We start from the raw sequence: 20944 nt of genomic DNA on the forward strand, positions 1-20944 counted from the left end.
ACAGTGCGCCCCGCGGCCCTTCCGGCCCCTGCAATGATGGAAACCTGCTGATGGAAAGAATGATCCAGTTCGTGGCCGTGGTGGTGGTCTGCACCCTCATCGGCGTTGCCTGCGAACACTACGAAGTCAACCGCTACCTGAAATGGCTGCTGATGGCCCTGCCGGCGATTCTCTGGGTGCGCCTGCGCAATCCGCTGCAACGCTGATTCCACCACCACGGGTTTGCAGTACACTCCCAGGCCTTACCGTGCCCAAGGCCCCACCATGCCCCGCCTGTCTCGTCTACTGCTGCCCGTGTTGCTGCTCGGCGCCCTCGCCGCCTGCGACCAGAAACCCAGCCGCGAGGAAAAGATCCTCGCCAACCTGCCCCTGCAGGAAGCCTACGACCACAACATCGAGCGCATGGCAGGCCTGTTGGCCATGACCCACGCGCAGGTGCCCGAGGACAAGATCAAGGACGTGCTGCGCAAGCACCTGACCGTCGACGACCAGCGCCAGGACCTGTTCAGGCTCTACAGCGAGGAGCACTTCAGCGATGCCGAGTTCGACCTCATCGTTCAGGCTACCCGCGACCCGGCCAAGGCCAGGGAGCTTGGCCAGAGCGAGGAAGGCAAGCGCCTGAGCGAGAAGCTCACCACGCTGATGCGTGAAAGCGCCAGCGACGCCAAGGTCCAGGCCCTGGTGCAGGAGCGCATGCAACAGGTCGAGGATGACCTGCAGGCGCTGGAGCAGACTGCGCCCTGACCCTGGATAACAAGGGAGGATAATTCCGCGAGCTTTGTGGGAAACCGGAGCTCCCCTTGTCCTCCAATCCTGCAATTGCGCACAAGCATGGTCCACCTTGCGCCAAGCGCGTAAGGTGCGTTTTCCGCTGTATCCGACGAGGCCAAGGATTGCGATATTTCACCCCGCACGGACCGCGCCCCGACCTGCGCACCCTCATACTCGCCCTGTGCGCCACCACGGCCCTGGTCATGCTGCTGGCCAGCTACTTCGCCAGCTACCGGGTACAACGGCAACTGCTGATCGACAGCGCCCTGGAGGCCAACCGAGCCTATGCCGCCAAGCTGGCGGCCGTGACCGAAACCACCTTGGTCAGTGCCCTGCAGCAACTGGCCTACAGCGCCCGGCAAAGTGGCCTGCACCCGAACGACGACAGCCTGGTGCAGGATGAGATCGACCGCCTGCAACAGCAGGGCAACCTGTTCAATTCCACCTTGCGGGTCGATGCCCAGGGGACCGTGCGTTCGCTCTCGCCCGCCTCGCTGCAGCACCTGGCCGGCAGCCAGGCGACTTCACCCGGCGCCCAGCAAGCACTGCGCGAACACCGCACGCTGGTCTCCACACCTTTCCTGTCGGCGGCCGACAACCTGCTCGTGGTGCTCTCGCAACCGATCTTCGACACCAGCGGCCACTACCACGGCTACATCGGCGGCAGCCTCTACCTGCGCGAGCGCAACCTGCTCAACAGCCTGCTGGGCACGCACTTCTACCAGAACGGCTCGTACCTCTATGTGGTCGATCGCAACCGCCGGCTGCTGTTTCACCCTGACAGCAAACGGGTCGGCACCCTGGTCGGCGACAACGCGCTGCTCGACGACCTGCCGAACCTCGACCATGGCACCCGGCGCCTGGTCAACAGCCAGGGCGTCGAGATGCTGGCCGGCTTCGCCACGGTGCCCAGCGCCGGCTGGACCATCGTCACCCAGCAGCCACTGCGTAACACCGTAGCCCCGCTGCGCCAACTGGTCCTCAATGTGGTTGCCATCTCCGCGCCGCTGGCCCTGCTCGGCTGCCTGCTGTTGTACTGGCTGACACAGGTCATCGCCCACCCGCTGCGACAGTTGACCCACGTTGCCCGGGGCATGGGCCAGCAACAGACCACCGAACGCATCCATCAGGTCCGCGCCTGGTACGCCGAGGCCGCCGAGCTCAAGCGCGCACTGCTGTTCGGCGTCAACCTGCTGCAGGAACGTATCGGCCGACTCAACCGTGATGCCCAGACCGACCCACTCACCGGGCTGGTCAATCGTCGTGGCCTGCAACAGGCGCTGCGCCTGTTACAGGCCGAAAAGCGCGGCTTTGCCGTGGTGGTGCTGGACATCGATCACTTCAAGCGGATCAACGACGGCCATGGCCACGATATCGGCGATCAGGTCCTGCAGCAGCTGGCAGGCTTGATGCGTGGAAGCTGTCGCGAGGGGGACCTGCTGTGCCGCACCGGCGGCGAAGAGTTCCTGATACTGCTGCCAGGGGCGAGCCTGGAGGTGGCGACCGCGATCGCCGGTCACCTGCGCCTGACCGTCGAGCACGCCCCTTTCGCGCCAACTGGCGGCGTCACCCTGTCACTGGGCGTGGCCAGCTGGCGGCCTGGGGACGGCAGCGAACCCGCTGATGTGTTGGGCAACGCCGACAGGGCGCTGTACCGGGCCAAGCAGAAGGGTCGCAACCGAGTCTGCATCGACAGTCCGCACTGACGCCTGCCTGTCGCTGGTCATCGCCCAGCCACATCCGTCACGCTCAGGCCTGGCGTCTGCGCGGCACCTGTTCCGGCAGCGGCAAGGCGCCGGTGGCCAGGGCGCGAGCGCGGTCCACGCCCCAGACCAGCGCTCGGGTCATGGTCTCGCCTGGCCGCGAGGGGTAGTACTCCTCCAGCAAGGCCTTGCCGCCTCGGGCATACAGCCCGAGAAACAGTTGCGTGGCACCGACCCTGGACAGGCGCACCTGTACATCGATGCTGGTGCCGTCGCTCAGTTCCTCGTCATGGCAGCGACTGTGCAACTGCGCATCGGCCCACTGCCAGTAGGTCTCTTCCCTGATTCGCATTGCGCTCGATACTCCGTGTCTGAAATGCCGCGCAAGAAAAGCACAGCCACGAAGCCGCGACGAGGGCCACTCGCCGAAACCATGAGCGGGATCAAGAAACCACAGGAAAAGCCTGCCGTTGGGCGGTTTTGCTCTCACAGCAACAGGTTGCCCCGCTCCTCCTCGGTCAACTGCGCCTTCGCCCGTTCGTCCAGCGTCCCCGCGCCCAGCACCTGCACCGGGCTCTGGCGGTTGTACTGGGGATTGAGGCTCGCCCCGTCCTGCCCCGGCACCAGCCGCTCGCCGCCGAAACCCAGCACCTGCACGGTGATCACCGAAGGCTGGCGCTGCCTGGACGCAGCCTGCTGCTGGCGGCCCGCCTCTTCGGCAGCCTGGCTGGCCGACGATGCCGCGGCACTGGCCGAGGCGATCGCACCGGTGTTCACCGAGGCCACCACCGGCATGCCCTTGGCATCGCCCTGGACCTGGATGTTGGCGGCGTTGACCACCTGTAGCGCGGCGATGTTGACGTTGCCCGACACGCGGATCCCGGCCTCGCCAGCATCGATGGTGCCCAGCGGCGCGATCAGGTCGATATCCCCCGGTGGCACCTCGGCGATCGGATTGAGCGTGGCGATGCCGGCGCCGGTACTCGGCACGCTCGGCGCCAGGCCGACGTTGCCCCAGCGGTCGTAGGTGCGCTTGGGCGGGGTGTAGACCACGGTGGTCTTCGAACCGCGGCCGGCGTTGATGTCGCCCTGGGCCGACCAGCCGAGGATCGAGCCGCCGAAGGTGGTCATGATCCGGCTCTGGCCGAGCAGGATGCTGCCTTGCGAATACAGCTGGATGTTGCCGCTGCCCTGGGTGATCACCCCGGCGGTGGACGGCGGGGCCTCGCCTTCGATACCGAACACTTGCTGGCCACCCGGCGTCAGTACCTGGATATCGCCGCCGAAGTCGGTGTGGATGCCCGCCCCGCCGTAGAAGGTGGCGCTACCACCATAGCTGATCGGGTTGCCGGCCACGTCCCGCTCCGGGAACAGCGCGGCGATCGCCTGGCGACCGCGCAGGTAACTGCCGCTGCGCGGGCCGTCGACGTCATTGTATTCGCGGCCACCCTCGCGCAGTTCGGCGAAGTACACCTGGCGGGCGAAGATCCGCTGCTGCTCGGCGGGCAGCGTGGCGAGGAACGCCCTGCCCGCCTCGGCGTCACCCTCGAAGGCAAAGCGCGCGCGCAGCCAGGCCAGCAGGTCCTGGTCGTAGACCTTGACGACCTGGCCCGGTTGCCCCGCCAACGACCGGGAAGGATCGGCCAGGTGCTGCGGATCCAGGTAGCGTGCCAGCAGGCCGGCGTAGTCCGGTCCATGCTTGCCGGCCCCGACGATGATGGCGATGGCCGCGCCATCGTTACCGGCGCCACTGCCACCGACCCGACCGATACTGGTGATCGCCGCCTCCTGATAGGCCGAGTCGACGCCCGATCCGGACTGGTACAGGTTGCGCCCGGCGACCACCTCGAGCTGGCCGGGGCCGGCAACATTGAAGGTGCTCAGGCGGATGTCACGACCGGCGCTGACCAGCGAGACATCGTGGCGGTCGCCATGGATGATGAGGTTGCCGCGGGACAGGTTGTTGCCACCCTCGCCACCGGCCACCAGGCCGCCGGCCGCCTGGCGCTGGCTGCCCAGCACGGTGCCGGCGTTGACGATGTCGCGACCGGCCATGATGCGCAGCGGCCCGCTGCCCTGATAGAGCCTGAGCCCCAGCACGGGATAATCGATGACCTCGCCGGTGTTCAGCCCGACGATATCGCCGTCCAGCGCATAGAACCGCACTGGCTGCGCAGGCTGCACCCGGCTTTCGACATAGGTGTTGACGCCGAAACTGTAGAGTGGACTTTCCCAGACATTGCGCGGCAGGTCGCCGTGCAGGTTGGTCGACAGCACGAGGTTGCCGGTACTGCTGCCCAGGAATGCGGGGCGCCACGGCATAGGCAGCGCCGAGGCGTCGGTGCCCGCCTGGCTGACTGTGTAGCCGCCGGCATAGATCGAGTCCCCCGCGAGCAACTGCAAGCGCGTGTTGGCCGACGGCGCGGTCATCAGGCTCTCCGCCGAGGCCTGGCTCGCCGAGCTGCGCACCGAGTCGCCATAGTACAGGCTGCCATTGACGGCGGTGGCGCTGAGCGCGGTCGGATAGAACACGCGGCCGCCATGGATCGCCAGGTTGCGGGTCGCGACACTGGCACGGTTGTGAACGTTCGGTGCCAGGTCGCCACCCAGGCTGACCAGTTCGATGGAGGTCTGCGGGGTCCACAGCGAGAACCAGCTGTTGCCGCGCCCGCTCATCCGCGTGCCATCGTCGGCAGTGAACGGCGTGCTGTTGAACGTCGGCACCCGGCCCGGATCGCCTACCCCCTGCAGCACCAGGTCGCCGCGGCTGAGCAGGCGCACGCCGCTGTCACCCGGCATCAGCGTGACGCCGCCCCAGGCCTTGGCCCGGGTTGCGCTGTAAGGGTCGTAGGCGCGCGATTCGCTGTTGTCCTGCTCGATGCCGTAGCTGCCGTAGATCGACTGCAACAGCCCGATATTGGCCGCCTCCACCTGCAAGGCGCCGCGCAGGTTGACCAGCGTTCCCTGCAGGTCCATCTGGGCGTCCGCGGCCGTGATCGCGGCCAGCCCCGGGTTGAGTCCGCCACCGACACGCAGGTCGAGGTCGCCCCCGCCGGTCTGTACCAGGCGCCCATCGGCGTCCACCCGGCCGCTGCTGGCGACCACCAGGTTCAGGCCCTGGCTGCGCTCGACGCTGGAAAGGTCGGCGCCGCTGGCCTGCAACAGGCCGGCCGCGCCCGCCACCCGCACATCCAGATTGCCGCCACCCAGGGTGCCGATGCCGGTGAAACCGACCAGGTACGGCAAGCCGGGTGCGCTGGCCGGGTCCTGGGCGAAACTGCCGAAATTGAGCCACCAGGCACCTGGCGTGCCAGCGTCGGTCTGCCCTTGGCGCCACAGCCAGTTGCCGACAGCCGCCGAAGCGGTCTGACGGCGCGTCTGCTGCTCGGTAGCCTTGGGCCCGACCAGGTTGCCGGTCAGGTCGCCGCCAGCGGCGATCAACAGGTTGCCGCCCTGCTGCGGATACCAGGCCCGGTACTGGCCGGTGATCGATTCGTAGGCCGCGCCCAGGGCGCCAAGCACGCTGCCATCGGCCTGGCGACCGCGGGCCAGCTGATGCGCATCGATGCCCTGCTCGAGCAGCGCTGGTGCCTGGGTACCGGCGGTGTAGACCCCATACAGCGAGTCCATGCGCCAGTCGCCGGCGCTGAGCAGTTCAAGGTCGCCGGTACCGGTGCGCAAGACGCTGTACAGCTGGGTCTGCGGGGTGATCTCGGCCTTGGTGACGCCGCCCGGCGTTTCGACCTTCAGGCACCAGGTCGGCCGGGCGGTACACAGCGCCAGCAGGTTGGAGGGTACCGGTTGGCCGGGCACCCGCCCAACCGCCAGGTTGGTCCAGAAATAGCTGATGATGGGTTTGGAAGTCTCGATCACCCGCGTGGCGATGTAGTGCTGGTCGGCCAGGCGCAATGCGCCGGCGTCCGGCTCCGGGCGGGTGATGCGGCTGTCGGCGGCGCCCAGGTCGGCGCCGGCCACCAGGCGCATCGACCAGGATTGCGAGCCCTCTGGCAGCATCTGCCCGAGCGCCCAGTTGCGTCCCTGCTGGCCGGCGACTTCCTGGCGCAGGTCGACCCAGAACACACCTGTGGGCAGCTTGACGTCGGTGCCGGCCGGCAGCAGCGCGCCCACTGCCAGGGCCAGGGCGCCACGCTGGGTCAGCCCTCCCACAGGCAGGGCAGCGCCCTTGCGCCAGACCCCACCGCGCACCGCCACGCTTACCGGCAGGCGGCTGCCGGCATCCAGCCGGGTATCGGCGGCCAGAGTCACCGCCTGCTCGAGCAAGGTGCCGGCGGCATACAGGAGATTGCCGGAAGCATCACGCACGGCGGCATCAAGCACGGTACCGGCCGGCAGGGTCACGGCGCTTGCCAGGGTCAGCACAGCGGGCAGCCGGGTGTTGGCCGGCAGCGAGGTGTCGGCGAACGGCAGGTCGAAATTCAACGTGCTGCCCGCGGGGTAGCGCGTGCCGGCGGCCAGTTCGACGCCGCTGCGTGGAATCACCAGGTCACTGTCGAACGGCTGCTTGCCGGGAATCAGGATCCAGCCACGGCCATCCATGCGTTCGCTGCCGGTGGCCAGCTCCGGCGGCAGGAAGCCGTCGCTGATGCTGCCATGGACTTCCAGGTTGCCGCCGGCGCGCAGGGCCAAGTGGCCGACTTCGCCGGAACCGCGCAGCGCAGTCTGCGCCGTGGCCGGGTTAATACTGGCGTAGCGATGACCGGACAGGTCGAGGTCGCTGCGCACCACCAGGTCGGTCTGGCCATCGCGGCTGGCGATCTCCACGCCGGGGCGCAGGTGCAGGGCCTTGGCGTAGGTGGCGTTGTTCAGGCCGGCCAGGCGGTTGTCGAGCAGGTCGCGGTTGGCCAGCGCGGCGTTGACGAACAGCACGCTGCGCGCATGCTTGGCGTCGAGATAAGCCTGGTCGATGTACTGGTACGGCCGACCACTGGCCGCCGTGCCGCCATTCGGCGCGTCGGTGTAGCGCTGCTGGCCGACCACGGCGATGGACTGCGCACCCTGGATGTCCAGCCTGCCACGGGCATCGATGGCGATATCACCGGCGATGTCGCCGCCCACGCGCGGCGCCGTCAATACCAGCGAGCCGCGGGCACGGCCGTCGTGTTGCGCGGCGGCGGTGCCGTGGCGCAGGTCCAGGCGAGCGCCGGGGCTCAGGGTCAGCACGCCGTCGCCGCTGGCCAGCTCGATCTGCGCCCGGTTCGGCGCATCGATGATCGCACCGTTGCTGTCGACCCGCAGCAGGCTGCCATGGGCATCGAGCACCGCCCCGGCGGCCAGGGTCAGGCCATGCCCGGCCGCCAGGCGGATGCTGCCGACCTGGGCGCCGCTGGCATCGACGGTGCCGGCCACGGTCAGCTGGCCGTTGTCCAGCGAGAGGCTGATTTCCCGCGCCTTGAGCTCGCTGCCGATGACCAGGTCGCCCTGGGTGATCTGGAAGCTGCGCGCGCCGAACACCTGGTCACGGTTCAGGCGCTGGTTGAGGCCGGCGAAATCATCCACCTGGCGGGCACGGATCGCCACCGCTCCCTGGTCGTACGGCACTCGCGTGCCACCGGCGTCATGATCACCGCTGGCGGCGCCAAGGAGCTGGCCCTGCAGGCTGACCTGCCCGCCCAGGGCAGTGGCGCTCAGGCGGCCGGCGCGATTGTTGCGGGCACTGAGGTCAACCAGGCTGCCACTGGCCTGGCGGATGTCACCGGCAGCGCTGGCCAGCAGCAGCTCACCGCCCCAGCTGTACTGGGTCACGTCGTTGAAGGTCAGGCTGCGCCCGGCCAGGTCGATGCGCGAACGCTCCCCCAGGACCAGCGCCTGTTGCGCCGAAACGCTCAGCTTGCCGCTGGGCAGGCTGAAGGTACCGTCGAGGAGCACCTGCTGGCCACTGAGCGCGAGTTCCGCGCCCACGCCATCGCGGCCGCTGGCCAGCGCGCCGCCGCCACCGGTCACGCGCAACAGACCACCGGCGCTGATACGGTTGATCGAACCGGCGCCGCCGGTCCACAGCGGCGTCTCCACCAGCAAATCGCCACCGCTGTACTGGAAGCCGCCCTCGCCCTGCCAGGCGCCGCGCTGGTGGTACACCTGCAACGCCCCGCTGTGGTTGGCGCTGACCTGGCGGCTGGCACGGATGTCGACCTGGCTGAAGCCCAGGGTCTGGCGGCTCATGCTGGCGGTGCCGTCGGGCTGGCTGGCCGGCCCGTAGCCGAAGGTCAGGTTTTCCACCCGCAGTTCGAGCACACCGTCGCCACTGCCCGCGCCACCGGCGATGGGCGCGCCGGGCAGCGTGCGGGCGCCGTTCCACACCAGGTTGCCGGTGTGGATGGTCGCCCGTTCGCTGGCCTGGCCGAGGCCGTAGATGGCCGGCGTGCCGAGGATCAGTTGCTGCACGCGGTTACGCCCGGTCAAAGGATCATAGGTGTCGAGCACGCTGTTGCCGAAGAAGTTCAGCGAGTCGGCCGCCGTCAGCGACAGGGTCTCCAGGGCGGGAATGCCGCCCTCGGTGCTGCCCTGGAACAGGCGGTCGAGTACTTGCTGGTTGAGCGTCAGCCCCTGGCCCAGCACCCCGGCGTTGGCTGCGGCGGTCAGCGCTGCGGCGGAGCCGACGTTGATCCGACCCACCGCCAGGCCCAGGTGGCGGGTGCCGAAGCTGACCTGGTCGTCGAGATTGAAGGTGCGGTCGGTCGCGGCGAACAGCGAGCCGTCCGAGTACAGGCGGGTCACCCCCGCGCAGTTGCCCGAAGGGCAATCGCCAATGAGGATGCTGCCGGGCGCGAAGACATCGCCGGCCACCGAGGGCAGCACGTCCAGGCGGCCGTTGGACAGCGCCAGCAAGCCGTGGGCATTGGGGTCGATGAGGAAACCGTCATTGGCATCGAACGGCACCGCCCCCTGGCCCAGGGTGATGATACCGGCCCCCTGCTCGACGACGATGGCGCCACGCGCCCTGTCGGTAGCCAGGAACACCTCGCCGGCGCGCAGTTCGGCACCACTGCGCACGAGGATGTCAGCGGTCGACTCCTTGAAGCGCATCATGTTGCCACCCTGGCCGTAGAGCACCTCCGGACGGGCGCCGATGCTCAGCCGCGGCGCCTTGAGCGCGCTCAGGTCGCTGGCGCGCAGCGCGACCCGGTTGGGTTGCAACCAGTCGCTGGCCTGGCCGTCGGCGAGGATCTCGATGGCCTCCACGCCCAGTACCGCCACGCTGCCGCCACGTCCGTCGCGGGCGGCGTCGAAGCGCGCCTGACCGGTAAAGCGGAACGCGGTCTCGGGATCGGCATTGGGCTTCAGGCGCAGGGTCAGCCACTTGCCATCGGCCTCGAGCGCCGCCCGCGGAACACCCTTGGCCAAGGCGTCGGCCTTGACGAAGCTGGCGTAGGACATCTCGTTGTACTGGCTGTAGCGGCGCAGCGTGTCGGCGGCGGTGAGGATGACCTGTCCCGACAACGGCTGGCGGATATCGGTGTCGGCCACCGACAGGCTGCCCGAGGTGGTCCAGGAACCATTGCGCATGACCTGGCTGATACCTCGCTGGCCGGCCATGGCCAAGCCGTTGAGCTCGACGCGGAAAGCGCCCGGCAACAGCGCGTAGCTGGCCGGCAGCAAGGTGTAGGTACCCGCCGCCAGCCCCGGCACGCCCTGGTCGAGGGTGATGCGCTGGCCGATGGCCGGGTCCACCACGCCGGCCTCCCCGGCCAGCGGCGCGTAGTCGCCGGCCAGGCCTGGGACGATGGCATAGACCGGGTTGCTCGACAGCGACGGCAGTACCAGGCGGCCATCGGCATCGAGCTGCATCAACGGATGGTAGCGGGCGTCGGTGGAGCCGCCGCGCCCGGAGACGAAACCGGCGCCGGTCAGTTCGCCGCCGCCAGCCAGGTCGATCAGCGCCCCGGCCTGCACATCGATGCGCTTGCCGGCCAGGACCACCCCGTGATCGCTATCGCCGGTGCCGCCGATCAGGTTCACCGGCTTGCCGTCGTACAGGTAGCTCAGGCCATCGACCGTGCCGCCGTAAGGCATGCGCAGCCCCGCCGCGCTGACCGAAGTGATGCTGCCGGGCAGCAGGCGCACATCCTGGCCGTTCTCGCCGGTATCCCCCAGCAGCACCTGGCCAAGCGGCGCCCGCACCACCCCACCCTGCTCCACCGTGCCAGCGCCCAGGTGCAGGCGGCCGAACACCGACAGCGGCACGCCTGGCGTGGCCTCACCGACCCGTCCGATCCGCAGGGTGGCGTCGCGGGTGCTCAGCACGCGGGCGTAGGCACCGCTCACGGGGTACAGTTGCGCCGCCAACAGTTCAATATCGGCATTGCTGCTCAGCTGGGTCGGCATCGAGGGGATGTCGCGGCCGAGGAAGCGGATATCCCCTTCACTGCGCAGACGCGTCAGGGCAAAGCCCCGACGGTCGAACTCAAGCTGTTGCCCGCCACTGAGGGCCAGGTTGCCGTGGGCGCCCAGGCTCAGTTCGTCGCGTATTTCAAGCAGGTTGGCCTCGACCTGCAACAGTGCGTGCGACGCCTGCTGCGACAGCCCGCCCTTGACCGTCGGGCGCACGGTCTGGTCGCCGCCCAGGTGGTTGCTGCCAGCCAGTCGCACGTAGGGCGCACGCAGGCGGATGCGGCTGTCGTCGGCACTGCCGTCGGCGAGCACCAGGGAGCCGGCGTACAGTTGCAGGCCCTGGGCCAGGTCCAGTGCCAGTGAGCCATCGAAGGCCAGCACACCGTCGCTGAGCAGGGCCAGGTTGGTGAAGCCACCGCGCTCGACGGTGTCCACATCCAGGCGTGCATGGCCATAGCGCAAGCGCTCGTCGGTCCCGGCCCCACGGCCGAGTACCAGCTCGCGCGGCACATTCAGGCCATCCTCCAGGCCATCCTTGCGGTACAGACCGGTATCGAGGGCCACGCCGAGGCTGCCGCCCGCCGCGCCGACACCGCCGGACCTGGCGCTGAGCGTGCCGTCCAGGCGCAGGCCATAGCTGGAGGCCAGGCTGATGCTGCCACCGGCGCTGGCCATTGCCAGTGGGCCCTGACCACGGATGTCCAGCACGGCGCTGGCGCCATCGGCGCGCAAGCGGGTGCCACGGGCGATGTCGACAAAGAGGTAGGCGCCGTCGCTGGTCCCCTTGGCGTGGTCGATCTGCCCACCAATGACGATGTTGCCGCCGGCGGTGACCCGCCCGTAGCGCCGGCCCTGGCTGTCGAGGGCGGTAAGCGCCTGGCCGGAGACATCGATCAACGCCTCGCTGCCCAGGCGGATCGCACGGTTGTGCAGGCTTTCCTGCACCCCGCTCACCACCGTTTCGGGCAATACCTGCAACAGGCTCACCTTGCCACCGGCGGCCAGCAGCGAACCGTCCAGATTCAATTGCGCGGTACTGCTCAGGGCGATCGACTGCAACGGGTCGACACCGATGCTGGCGCCACGGCGCACCTCCAGCAGCGCGGCCTCGCGGTCCGCCTGGGCCAGGCGGGTATCGCCGGCGGCGAGGCTCAGGCTGGCACCGGCACGCAGGCCCAGCTCGCCCTTGATCGCGTTCTCGCGCACCTGCGGCGGCAACCACAGGGTGGCCTGGTCGCCGACCGGCAGGCTGGCGTCGAGCAGTTCCACGGGTCGGGTGACCTGCACCTGGGCGCCTTCGGCCACGGTCAACTGTCGCGTGCCACGTACGGTGTAATGGGCGAAGCCGCGGTTGAAGAAATCCTCGCCGAGGGACAAGGCGCTGGCGTCGGCCACGCCGCCGATCCGCACGCGCTCGGCCTGCAGGTCGAGGGTCCCGGCGCCGTTGCTGCCATGGCCGCGCAGCTCGCCATCAAGGCGCAGGCGCCCGTCACCGCTGGCGTTGAACACGCCGGCCTGCAACGTCAGGTTGCCGCCGCTGCCACCGCGCAGCTGGTTGCGCTCACCGCGCACCACCCCGCCGGAAACATCCAGCACGCTGGCCTGCCCGAGCAGCACATCGCCTGAGCTGCGCAGCGACAGGCTGCCGCCGTTGCGCCAGGCCATGGCCCCTGCGTCTTCGCGGTCGCTGCGCGCACCACCGACATCCAGGCGCACACCTTCGCCAACCAGCACCTGCGCACGCAATCCGGCCGGCGTGGCCAGGGCGATATCGCGCAGATCGGCGCCGTCACGCTGGCGCAGCACATCGCCCAACATCATCTGCCCGCCCTTGGCGGTAAGGTCGGCCGCGACCCGCACCTGCGGCGCGTACAGGGTCAGTTGCCCGCCGTCGGCCAGGTGCAGCGCCTGGTCGACCTGCACCGACTCGCTGGCGGCAATGCTCAGGCCGCCCAGCGCGAAACCGTTGAGCAATTCGCTGTCCAGTACCAGTCGCCCGCGCCGCTGCTCGTCCAACGGCGCCTGCAACTGCACATCGGCACTGGCGCCAAGGTTGCCGCCAGCCAACGTCACCTGGCGCAGCACCGGGGTCAGGCTGAAGGCCAGGTCCTTGCTGCCTGTGAGGTAACCCGGCAACTGCTGGCCGATGACCAGCTGGGCGCCTCGGGCGCGAGCACTGTGGACCTGCTTGTAGCCATCCAGCCCGGCCACCGGCGCCTGCACCTGGCGCTCGTCCTGCCAGGTCTCGCCGACCAGCCGGCCGTCGAGCAGCGCGCCCTGGGTGGCCACCACCAGGCTGCCGGCGTCGCGCCCGACGGTATAACCCTGCTCGAAGCGCTGCTGCGGCGCGATCAGCGGGTTGTAGAACACACGGGTCTGGGCCCAGCGCGCCGAATGGTCCTCGAAGCCCTGGTACAGGCCGCTGTAGAGCAGGTCGCCAGGCGCCCGCGACAGCTCGTACAGGCGCCCGTCCTCGCCACGCAGCCAGCTCTGGCGCACATAGCCGTCCTGCACCGCCAGGGTGCCGCCGGACAGGTTGATCTCGGCGCCAGCGCGGGTGACCAGGTCCTGGCCGGTGAAGGTCACGGTGCCGCCCTGGGCCATCCATTCACCCACGCCGTGGCTGCGCGTGCCCAGGTAGCCGCCCACCTCCAGCAGGCCACCCGCGGTGTACCAGCGGTCGCCGGCATGACCATTGACGCCGGCCGCGACGTGCACCAGCTCACGCACGTCGACCCACACATCGCTGTTGATCAGCCCGCCCTTGTCGCGGTTGCCGGCGGCATCGCGCTGCTCGTTGCCCTGGACATTGATCTTGATGACATTGCTTTCCATCGCCACCTTGACCCCAAGCGCGCCGGCCACATCGAGGCGCGCGCCATCGTCGACCAGGCTGCGCCGGCCGGCGCTGACCGCCACCTGGCCACCAGTGGCCAGGGTCAGCGAACCGTCCTGGAAGTGCACGGTGCCGCCGCTGACCACTTCAACCCGCGACTGCTCGGGGCGGTCGATGACCGTGCTGAGATTGTCGAAGCGCCCCGTGGCCAGGTTGCCGTTGCTGCCGTTGACCACCGCCCTCGAGGCTTCGCGCTGGCTGTCGAGCGCCGCGCTGTCGTCGAGCAGCACGGCGGTAACGCTGCCGCGCTCGAAGCTGACGCTGCCGGTGGCATCGCTGGCGGCGTTGAGCAGGTGGATGCTGCCGCGCCGATCCACCGAGGTGCTGGCCAGGACCACACCCTGCTGGCGCACCTGGTGACCGGTCAGGGTGACATCGCCGCCACTGGCCTGGATCAGCCCGCTGTTGCTCACCGTGCCGGCACTGCTGCCGGGCTTCAGGCTACCCGCCACTTCGTTGCCACGGGTGGTCGAGTAGCGGTTGGCCTCGGTGCCCTGGCCGCGACGGATATAGAAATCGTCCGCCGCCGCCAGGGTCGCCTGGCCCTTGCCGGCGATGATCTGGCCGTCGTTGCCCACCTCGCTGCCCAGCAACAGCACGTAGCCGCCACCGCTGGTGGAGCTGCTCGGCGCCTGGGTACGAATCTGCGCGCCGCGCTCGACCAGCACCTTGCCGGCGGCATTGGTGAAGGTGGCCTGGCTGGCGCTGCTGTCGACGTAGAGCCCGCGCTGGGTGAACTGCTCGTCACTGACCTGGGCGGCGGCGGCCACCAGGTTGCGCACGTTGACCTGGCTGGTGCCGTTGAATACCACGCCGTTGCGGTTGAGCAGCATCACCGTGCCGGGCGCCTCGATCTGGCCATGGATCTGGCTCGGACGGGCGGCGGGGTCGTTGACCCGGTTGAGCACGGCCCAGTCCGCCTGCTGCTCGAAACGCACGGTGGTGTCGCGCCCGACGTTGAAGGTCTCCCAGTTGAGGATGGCCTTGTCGGCGGTCTGTTCGATGCGCACCTGGGTCTTGCCATCGGCCTGGCTCTGCTGCGGTGCCTTGGCATTGAGCCAGCCCTGGGTCAGCGGGTTCTCGTCGACCTTCAGGCCACCCTCGCCCAGGCCGTTGGGCACAACCTGCGGCTGCACCTGGGCCAGGGTCCGGCCATTGGCCTGGGCCGCCTGCTGGGCGGCGATGGCCGCCACCGTGTTGTTGAGGTTGTTCACCGAACGCTGGAACTGCTGGTTCAGGCGCTGCTGCTGGGCCAGCGGTGGTGGCGATCCCGGCAGCACCTGCCCCGCCCCGCCGGCGCCAGCGGCGCCGCTCGGGGCATTGGAGGCGCCCTTGGCGGCGAACCAGCCCGAGCTGAACGGCTGCGCCGCGTGGGCGCTGCCCGCCAGCATCAGCAAGGCGATGGCCTGGGCCAGGGGCTTGAGCCGCGGCGGCTCGCCGCGACGCTGGATGGCGGAGGCTGAAAGGGCTGGCTTGGGCATGCCGCGCGACATCGCAGGGTTCCTTGTGCTGGTTCTCGAGATCAGGGGATGGCGGTCGTGATGCCGCTTTGCCATAAGGCGCTCCGGCGACCGGGGGACCGAAGCTTTGTCATGCAAAGTTCATGGGGCTGGGGTATGGCGAACGCCTGCACCCGGCGCAATGCCGGTGCTCGTGCTGCCAGGTCGACACAAAATGAAAAAAGCCCCGGCGTCACCCACGGGTGCCGCCAGGGCCCATGCCCACGCCCGAGGACGCGGGCCACCGGGGTTTTGCCTGTTACGAGCGACCGATACCGTTGCACACGTTGGTGTTGGCGATATCCAGGCCTTCGTTGCCTGCGTTGGTCAGGAAGGCCTTCTTGATTTCATCGGCGAAGGCGACCGGAACCGGCACGAAGGAGTGGATACCGATGGCCAGGTCGTGGTTGCCGCTGTACAGGTCGTTGAGGAAGCCACGAACAGCGGTGGCGTCGGCGGCGTCCTTGTAGCACTGGCCAACCAGCAGGTTGGTGTAGCCGACGATCGGGTAGCCAGTGGTTGGGACCGGCTTGTCGCTGGCGCCACGGCCGAAGGTGACAGCCCAGCTGGCCGGGTTGGCGCGGTTGGCGGTCGGGGCGGTGGCGCTGGCCAGGGCGGCCTGGGCGTTGTCGACGGTCGGCAGTACGGCGGTGCCGCTGGCCAGCTTGCTGACACGGGCCACCTGGGCGTTGTTGGCGGTATCGACGAAGTCAGGGCTGACGTAGCCGATGGCGCCGTCGGTGGCATTGACCGCATTGATCACGTCAGCGCTGCCGGCCACGCCCTGCCAGGTGCTCGGCTCGGTGCCGACGTTGGCGCTGGTGAAGGTGCTGCTGACCGAGAAGGCGGTCGGGCAGCTGTCGTTGAGGAAGCGCGCCAGCAGCTCGGTGGTGCCGCTGCTGCCGTTGCGGTAGATCACCTTGATCGGGGTGGTGTCGGCGGTGCCGAGCAGTTGGCCCCAGGTGGAGATGCTGCCGGAGAACACGCCGCACAGCTGCGAAGCGTTGACCTGCAGATCGCTGACACCATTGCGGTGGTAAGGGATGGTGACGGTGGTGCCGACGGCCGGGATCTGGATCAGTTTGCCCCAAGTCGCGGCGCGGTTGGTGTCGTAGGTCGACAGTTCGCTGGCGCTGAGCACCGAGTCGGAACCGGCGAAGTCGACGTTGGTGCCGGCCGGCTGGTTGATCGACGCAGGGGCGTTGGTCAGGAAAGCGGTCTTGCCACCGCCGCTGCCCACGCCGGTGTAGCTGAAGCCGCTTGGCAGGATGCCTTCCCAGGTGGCGTTGCCGTTGTACAGCGGCTCAGGCAGGGTGGCGCCGCCACCGACAACAGCAGCCATGGATTGGGCCGAAGCCAGGGTAGCAGCCACCAGGGAGGCGGCGATCACAGTACGCTTAAACATGAAGCAATCTCCTATCGTCGTGTTCGTACGTTGAGTGGGTCGCGCATTGCTGTGGCCACAGGCCGCATCCCCTGATCCAGAGGGGCTGGCGGCCTGTCCACGGAGGCAACATTCGCAGCTTGTGGTGACAGGCAGAGGAAAAAACATCGGGAGTTCGGCGGGGAAAAGCTCGGGTGTCGGGGGGCGTTTTTTGCGCTCGCGGCTGGGCAGACAGTGAACAGGGCAAACGGTACCGGAGGGATCGATCAGGAGGATGGCGGATCAGGCACTCGGGAGTTTGTAGCAGGTGAGAAAAAAGATTTTGCCAGTGCGACCACTTCACAGTGGCCGGTGGCTCATGTTGGGGGGAACCCGCTCCCGCAGCTCCCGGCTGCGGGAGCGATCACTTAGGGCGCGGCGACCTCGCTGGGCGTCGCCAGTTGCAGGATCTCGCTGGTGTAGGCCCACTCTTGCTGGACCTTGTCCGGGTGCTCGTTCAGGCGGATGCCGTAGGACGGGATGATCTGCTTGATCTTCGCCTGCCACTCGGGCGTGGCCACCTTGTCCTTGAACACCTTGTTCAGCAGGTCGAGCATGATCGGCGGCGCGGTCGAGGCGCCCGGCGAGGCGCCGAGCAGCCCGGCGATGCTGCCATCCTTGGATGTCACCACTTCGGTGCCCAGCTTCAGCACCCCGCCCTGGTTCTCGTCCTTCTTGATGATCTGCACCCGCTGGCCGGCCTGCCACAGGCGCCAGTCAGCCTTCTTCGCCTCGGGGAAGTAGGTCTGCAGCGCGGCGAAGCGGTCATCGTCGGACTGCATCAGCTGGCCGATCAGGTACTGCACCAGGTCGAACTCGCGCACCCCGACCCGCACCATCGGCCAGGTGTTGTGCAACGACATGCTGGCGAACAGGTCGAGCAGCGAACCTTCCTTGAGGAACTTGGTGGAGAAGGTGGCGAACGGCCCGAACAGGATCATGCGCTTGCCGTCGAGCACCCGGGTGTCCAGGTGCGGCACCGACATCGGCGGTGCGCCGGTCGCGGCGATGCCGTAGGCCTTGGCCATGTGGCGCTGGGCGATGGCCGGGTTGTCGGTGACCAGGAACGAGCCGCCCACCGGGAAGCCGGCATAGTCCTTGGCCTCGTCGATGCCGGACTTCTGCAGCAACGGCAGTGCCGCGCCGCCGGCGCCGATGAACAGGAATTTGGCGTCGGTGGTCGAGGTGCTGCCGTCCTTGAGGTTCTTGTACTCGACGTGCCAACTGCCGTCGTCGTTGCGGGTGATGTCCTGCACCTCGCTGGACAGCTTGAGGTCGAAGTTGGGCCGGGTCTGCAGGTAGCCGACGTACTGGCGGGTGATCTCGCCGAAGTTGACGTCGGTGCCGATGGGCGTCCAGGTGACGGCGAGCTTCTGGTTCGGGTCGCGCCCCTCCATCATCAGCGGCACCCACTTGGCGATCTGCGCATGGTCCTCGGAATACTGCATGGGTTTGAACAATGGGCTGGCCTGCAGCGCCTCGTAGCGCTTCTTGAGGAAGCGGATGTTGTCGTCGCCCCAGACGAAGCTCATGTGCGGTGTGGTGTTGATGAACGAGCGCGGATTCTTCAGCACCCCCTGCTTCACTTGCCAGGCGAGGAACTGGCGGGTGACCTGAAACGACTCGTTGATCTCCACCGCCTTGCTGATGTCGATCTTGCCGTCCTTCTCCGGGGTGTAGTTGAGTTCGGCCAGCGCCGAGTGGCCGGTACCGGCGTTGTTCCAGCCGTTGGAGCTTTCCTCGGCGACCTTGTCCAGGCGCTCGACCATCTCCATCGACCAGCCCGGCTCCAGTTCGTTGAGCCAGACCGCCAGCGTGGAACTCATGATGCCGCCGCCCACCAGCAGCACATCGACCCGCTTGCCTTCGGCGGCGTGGGCGTGAAGGCCCAGGGCCAGGACCAGTGCCGCGACTGCCCACCTGGGCGTTTTGCTGATGTTCATGTGCTCTCCCGTGTTGGTCGTTCCGTGCGTCTGCGGAATCAAGCTTAGCCGACTGATTTGCTCGGGCATGGTCAGGATGCTTGTTGTCGCCTTTAAACCCAGCACTTTTAAGGTATTGACGTCCGGCTTGGACTTGCCGGGGCTGCTTTGCAGCCCTTTCGCGGCACAAGGCCGCTCCTACAGGGGGGGCGCGGTCGCCTGTAGGAGCGGCCTTGTGCCGCGATAGGGCCGGTACAGGCAGCCGATAATCGCCCGCTTTATACAGCCAATCATTTGACCAAACTAACCAGATAGTACAATTATCGAAACATCCAAAAACAACAAAGCGATGCCCCGTCATGACACCTCGAATCCTCGTGCTCAACGGCCCCAATCTCAACCTGCTGGGCACCCGCGAACCCGCCCAGTACGGCCATGAAACCCTCGCCGACCTGGCCCGACTGTGCGCCGACAGCGCCAGCGAACTGGGCCTGGAACTGGAGTTTCGCCAGACCAACCACGAAGGCGAGCTGCTCGACTGGATCCATGCCGCCCGTGGCCGCTGCCACGGCATCCTGATCAACCCCGCCGCCTGGACCCACACCTCGGTGGCCATCCGCGATGCCCTGGTGGCCAGCGAACTGCCGGTGATCGAGGTGCACCTGTCCAACGTGCACAAGCGCGAGCCGTTCCGCCATCTGTCGTTCGTCTCCAGCATCGCCGTGGGGGTGATCTGCGGCCTCGGCAGCCAGGGCTATTGCATGGCCCTGGGCTACTTCAGCAAATACCTGCGCGAGCACGCGGCATGAACGGCGCGGGTATCCTCGCCGGCCTCATCGGCCGTGGCATCCAGGCCTCGCGCACCCCGGCGCTGCACGAGCATGAAGGCGACGCCCAGGCGCTGCGCTACCTGTACCGGCTGATCGACGCCGACCAGCTGGGCCTGGACGACAGCGCCCTGCCCGCCCTGCTCGATGCCGCCGAGCGCACCGGTTTCACCGGGCTCAACATCACCTTCCCGTTCAAGCAGGCGGTCCTGCCGCTGCTCGACGAGCTGTCGGACGAAGCCCGTGGCATTGGCGCGGTGAACACCGTGGTACTGCGCGATGGCCGGCGGGTGGGCCACAACACCGACTGCCTGGGTTTCGCCGAGGGCTTGCGACGCGGCCTGCCTGGGGTCGCGCGGCAACGCGTCGTACAGATGGGTGCCGGCGGCGCCGGCGCGGCAGTGGCCCATGCGCTGCTGGCCGAAGGCGTCGAGCGGTTGCAGCTGTTCGAGGTGGACCCGGCCCGCGCCCGGGCACTGGTGGACAATCTCACCCAGCGTTTCGGCGCCGGTCGTGCCGTGCTCGGCGAAGACCTGGCCGGCGCGGTGGCCGACGCCGATGGTCTGGTCAACACCACGCCCGTGGGCATGGCCAAGCTGCCCGGCACCCCCTTGCCGCCCGCACTGCTGCACCCTCGACTATGGGTGGCGGAAATCATCTACTTCCCCCTGCAGACCGAGCTGTTGCGCCATGCCCGCGCCTTGGGCTGCCGCACCCTGGATGGCGGCACCATGGCGGTGTTCCAGGCGGTCAAGGCCTTCGAGCTGTTCAGCGGACGCCCGGCCGATGCCGAGCGCATGCAGGCGCACTTCGCCAGCTTCTGACCACCAGGAGGTCCATCGCGGGCCTGTCGACTTGCCCGCGATCGCCCGTCAGGCCTTGATGTAGCGCATCACCGCTTCGCAGATCACCTGTTTGTGACGCTGCTTGACCTGTTCGTCGGCCAGGTCGATCTGGAAGATATCGCCGAAGGTATGGCGGTTCGACACCCGGTAGAAGCAGAAAGAGCTCATCAGCATGTGCAGGTCGATCACCTCGATCCCCGGGCGGAACACGCCCTGCTCCACGCCACGGGCGAGGATCTTGCCCAGCGCATCGAGCACCATGCTGCTCATTTCGCGGATCACCGGCGACTGCTTGACGTACTCGCCGTAATGGATGTTCTCGGTGCAGACGATGCGCACGAAGTCGACGTTGTTGGCGTGGTGGTCGAAGGTGAACTCCACCAGGCGCTGGATCGCCTGCTCGGGCGCAAGCGAGTCGAGGTCCAGGCTGTGCTCGGTCTTGCGGATGTCGCCGTAGAGCTTGACCAGGCATTCGACGTAGAGCTGCTCCTTGCTGCCGAAGTAGTAGTAGATCATGCGCTTGGAGGTGGCGGTGCGCTCGGCGATGGCGTCGACCCGGGCGCCGGCCAGGCCCTGCTGGACAAACTCGGTGATGGCGGCCTGGAGAATGTTCTCGCGGGTCTTTTCCGGGTTGTTCTTGCGCGATCTGCGCAGCCCTTCGACTTCAGGCTTGGCTACCGAATCACTCATACCGACTCACAGGCTCGTT

Annotated in this window: 10 protein-coding genes; 5 read left to right on the plus strand and 5 right to left on the minus strand. The window is 68.0% G+C overall.

Annotated features, from left to right (window positions below):
- Positions 1–50: 50 nt before the first annotated feature.
- From NMG10_RS16205 to NMG10_RS16215, 3 genes are all read left to right on the plus strand, one after another.
- Complete coding sequence (locus NMG10_RS16205) at positions 51–206, plus strand: hypothetical protein (RefSeq protein ID WP_155952705.1); 156 nt, start codon at positions 51–53, stop codon at positions 204–206.
- 58 nt (positions 207–264) lie between these two features.
- A complete protein-coding gene (locus NMG10_RS16210) occupies positions 265–744 on the plus strand; it encodes a hypothetical protein (RefSeq protein ID WP_234562402.1) in 480 nt (159 codons plus the stop codon).
- 149 nt (positions 745–893) lie between these two features.
- Positions 894–2477 (plus strand): sensor domain-containing diguanylate cyclase, encoded by a 1584-nt coding sequence (locus tag NMG10_RS16215; protein WP_254464711.1) that lies wholly within the window; start codon positions 894–896, stop codon positions 2475–2477.
- Between the two features lie 43 nt (positions 2478–2520).
- Here the strand turns inward: NMG10_RS16215 and NMG10_RS16220 are convergent, their stop codons facing one another.
- The 4 genes from NMG10_RS16220 to mqo all read right to left on the minus strand — a co-directional run bounded on the left by NMG10_RS16220 (position 2521) and on the right by mqo (position 18584).
- Entirely contained in the window at positions 2521–2826 is a 306-nt protein-coding gene (locus tag NMG10_RS16220; RefSeq protein ID WP_186734798.1) for a hypothetical protein, read from the minus strand.
- 134 nt (positions 2827–2960) lie between these two features.
- Entirely contained in the window at positions 2961–15212 is a 12252-nt protein-coding gene (locus NMG10_RS16225) for a filamentous hemagglutinin family protein (protein WP_254464712.1), read from the minus strand.
- Between the two features lie 265 nt (positions 15213–15477).
- Positions 15478–16623 carry a substrate-binding domain-containing protein gene (locus tag NMG10_RS16230; protein WP_203647159.1) on the minus strand — a complete coding sequence of 382 codons (1146 nt, stop codon included), beginning with the start codon at positions 16621–16623 and terminating at the stop codon, positions 15478–15480.
- Between the two features lie 386 nt (positions 16624–17009).
- On the minus strand, positions 17010–18584 hold the full coding sequence (mqo, locus tag NMG10_RS16235; protein ID WP_203647160.1) for a malate dehydrogenase (quinone): 1575 nt from the start codon (positions 18582–18584) through the stop codon (positions 17010–17012).
- A 338-nt stretch (positions 18585–18922) separates the two neighbouring features.
- Here mqo and aroQ point away from each other — a divergent pair, with 338 nt between their 5' ends.
- Both aroQ and NMG10_RS16245 read left to right on the plus strand, forming a co-directional pair.
- Positions 18923–19372: a type II 3-dehydroquinate dehydratase gene (aroQ, locus tag NMG10_RS16240; RefSeq protein WP_203647161.1), complete on the plus strand. Its 450-nt coding sequence runs from the start codon at positions 18923–18925 to the stop codon at positions 19370–19372.
- Positions 19369–20214: a shikimate dehydrogenase gene (locus NMG10_RS16245; protein ID WP_254464713.1), complete on the plus strand. Its 846-nt coding sequence runs from the start codon at positions 19369–19371 to the stop codon at positions 20212–20214. Before aroQ ends, NMG10_RS16245 begins: the two co-directional genes overlap by 4 nt.
- 48 nt (positions 20215–20262) lie before the next feature.
- Here NMG10_RS16245 and NMG10_RS16250 read toward each other — a convergent pair whose 3' ends face one another.
- The gene (locus NMG10_RS16250) at positions 20263–20925 is read right to left on the minus strand and encodes a TetR/AcrR family transcriptional regulator (RefSeq protein WP_203647163.1); all 663 of its coding nucleotides are present in this window, start codon (positions 20923–20925) and stop codon (positions 20263–20265) included.
- Positions 20926–20944 lie beyond the last annotated feature (19 nt).

Source organism: Pseudomonas sp. DVZ6, from assembly GCF_024259445.1.
In the GTDB taxonomy this organism is placed as follows: Bacteria; Pseudomonadota; Gammaproteobacteria; order Pseudomonadales; family Pseudomonadaceae; genus Aquipseudomonas; species Aquipseudomonas peradeniyensis.

Bases quoted from the DNA above. Each gene is read 5' to 3' on its own strand.
- NMG10_RS16205 (WP_155952705.1), top strand. From the start codon at position 51: ATGGAAAGAATGATCCAGTTCGTGGCCGTGGTGGTGGTCTGCACCCTC.
- NMG10_RS16210 (WP_234562402.1), top strand. From the start codon at position 265: ATGCCCCGCCTGTCTCGTCTACTGCTGCCCGTGTTGCTGCTCGGCGCC.
- NMG10_RS16220 (WP_186734798.1), bottom strand. From the start codon at position 2,826: ATGCGAATCAGGGAAGAGACCTACTGGCAGTGGGCCGATGCGCAGTTG.
- NMG10_RS16225 (WP_254464712.1), bottom strand. From the start codon at position 15,212: ATGTCGCGCGGCATGCCCAAGCCAGCCCTTTCAGCCTCCGCCATCCAG.
- NMG10_RS16230 (WP_203647159.1), bottom strand. From the start codon at position 16,623: ATGTTTAAGCGTACTGTGATCGCCGCCTCCCTGGTGGCTGCTACCCTG.
- mqo (WP_203647160.1), bottom strand. From the start codon at position 18,584: ATGAACATCAGCAAAACGCCCAGGTGGGCAGTCGCGGCACTGGTCCTG.
- aroQ (WP_203647161.1), top strand. From the start codon at position 18,923: ATGACACCTCGAATCCTCGTGCTCAACGGCCCCAATCTCAACCTGCTG.
- NMG10_RS16245 (WP_254464713.1), top strand. From the start codon at position 19,369: ATGAACGGCGCGGGTATCCTCGCCGGCCTCATCGGCCGTGGCATCCAG.
- NMG10_RS16250 (WP_203647163.1), bottom strand. From the start codon at position 20,925: ATGAGTGATTCGGTAGCCAAGCCTGAAGTCGAAGGGCTGCGCAGATCG.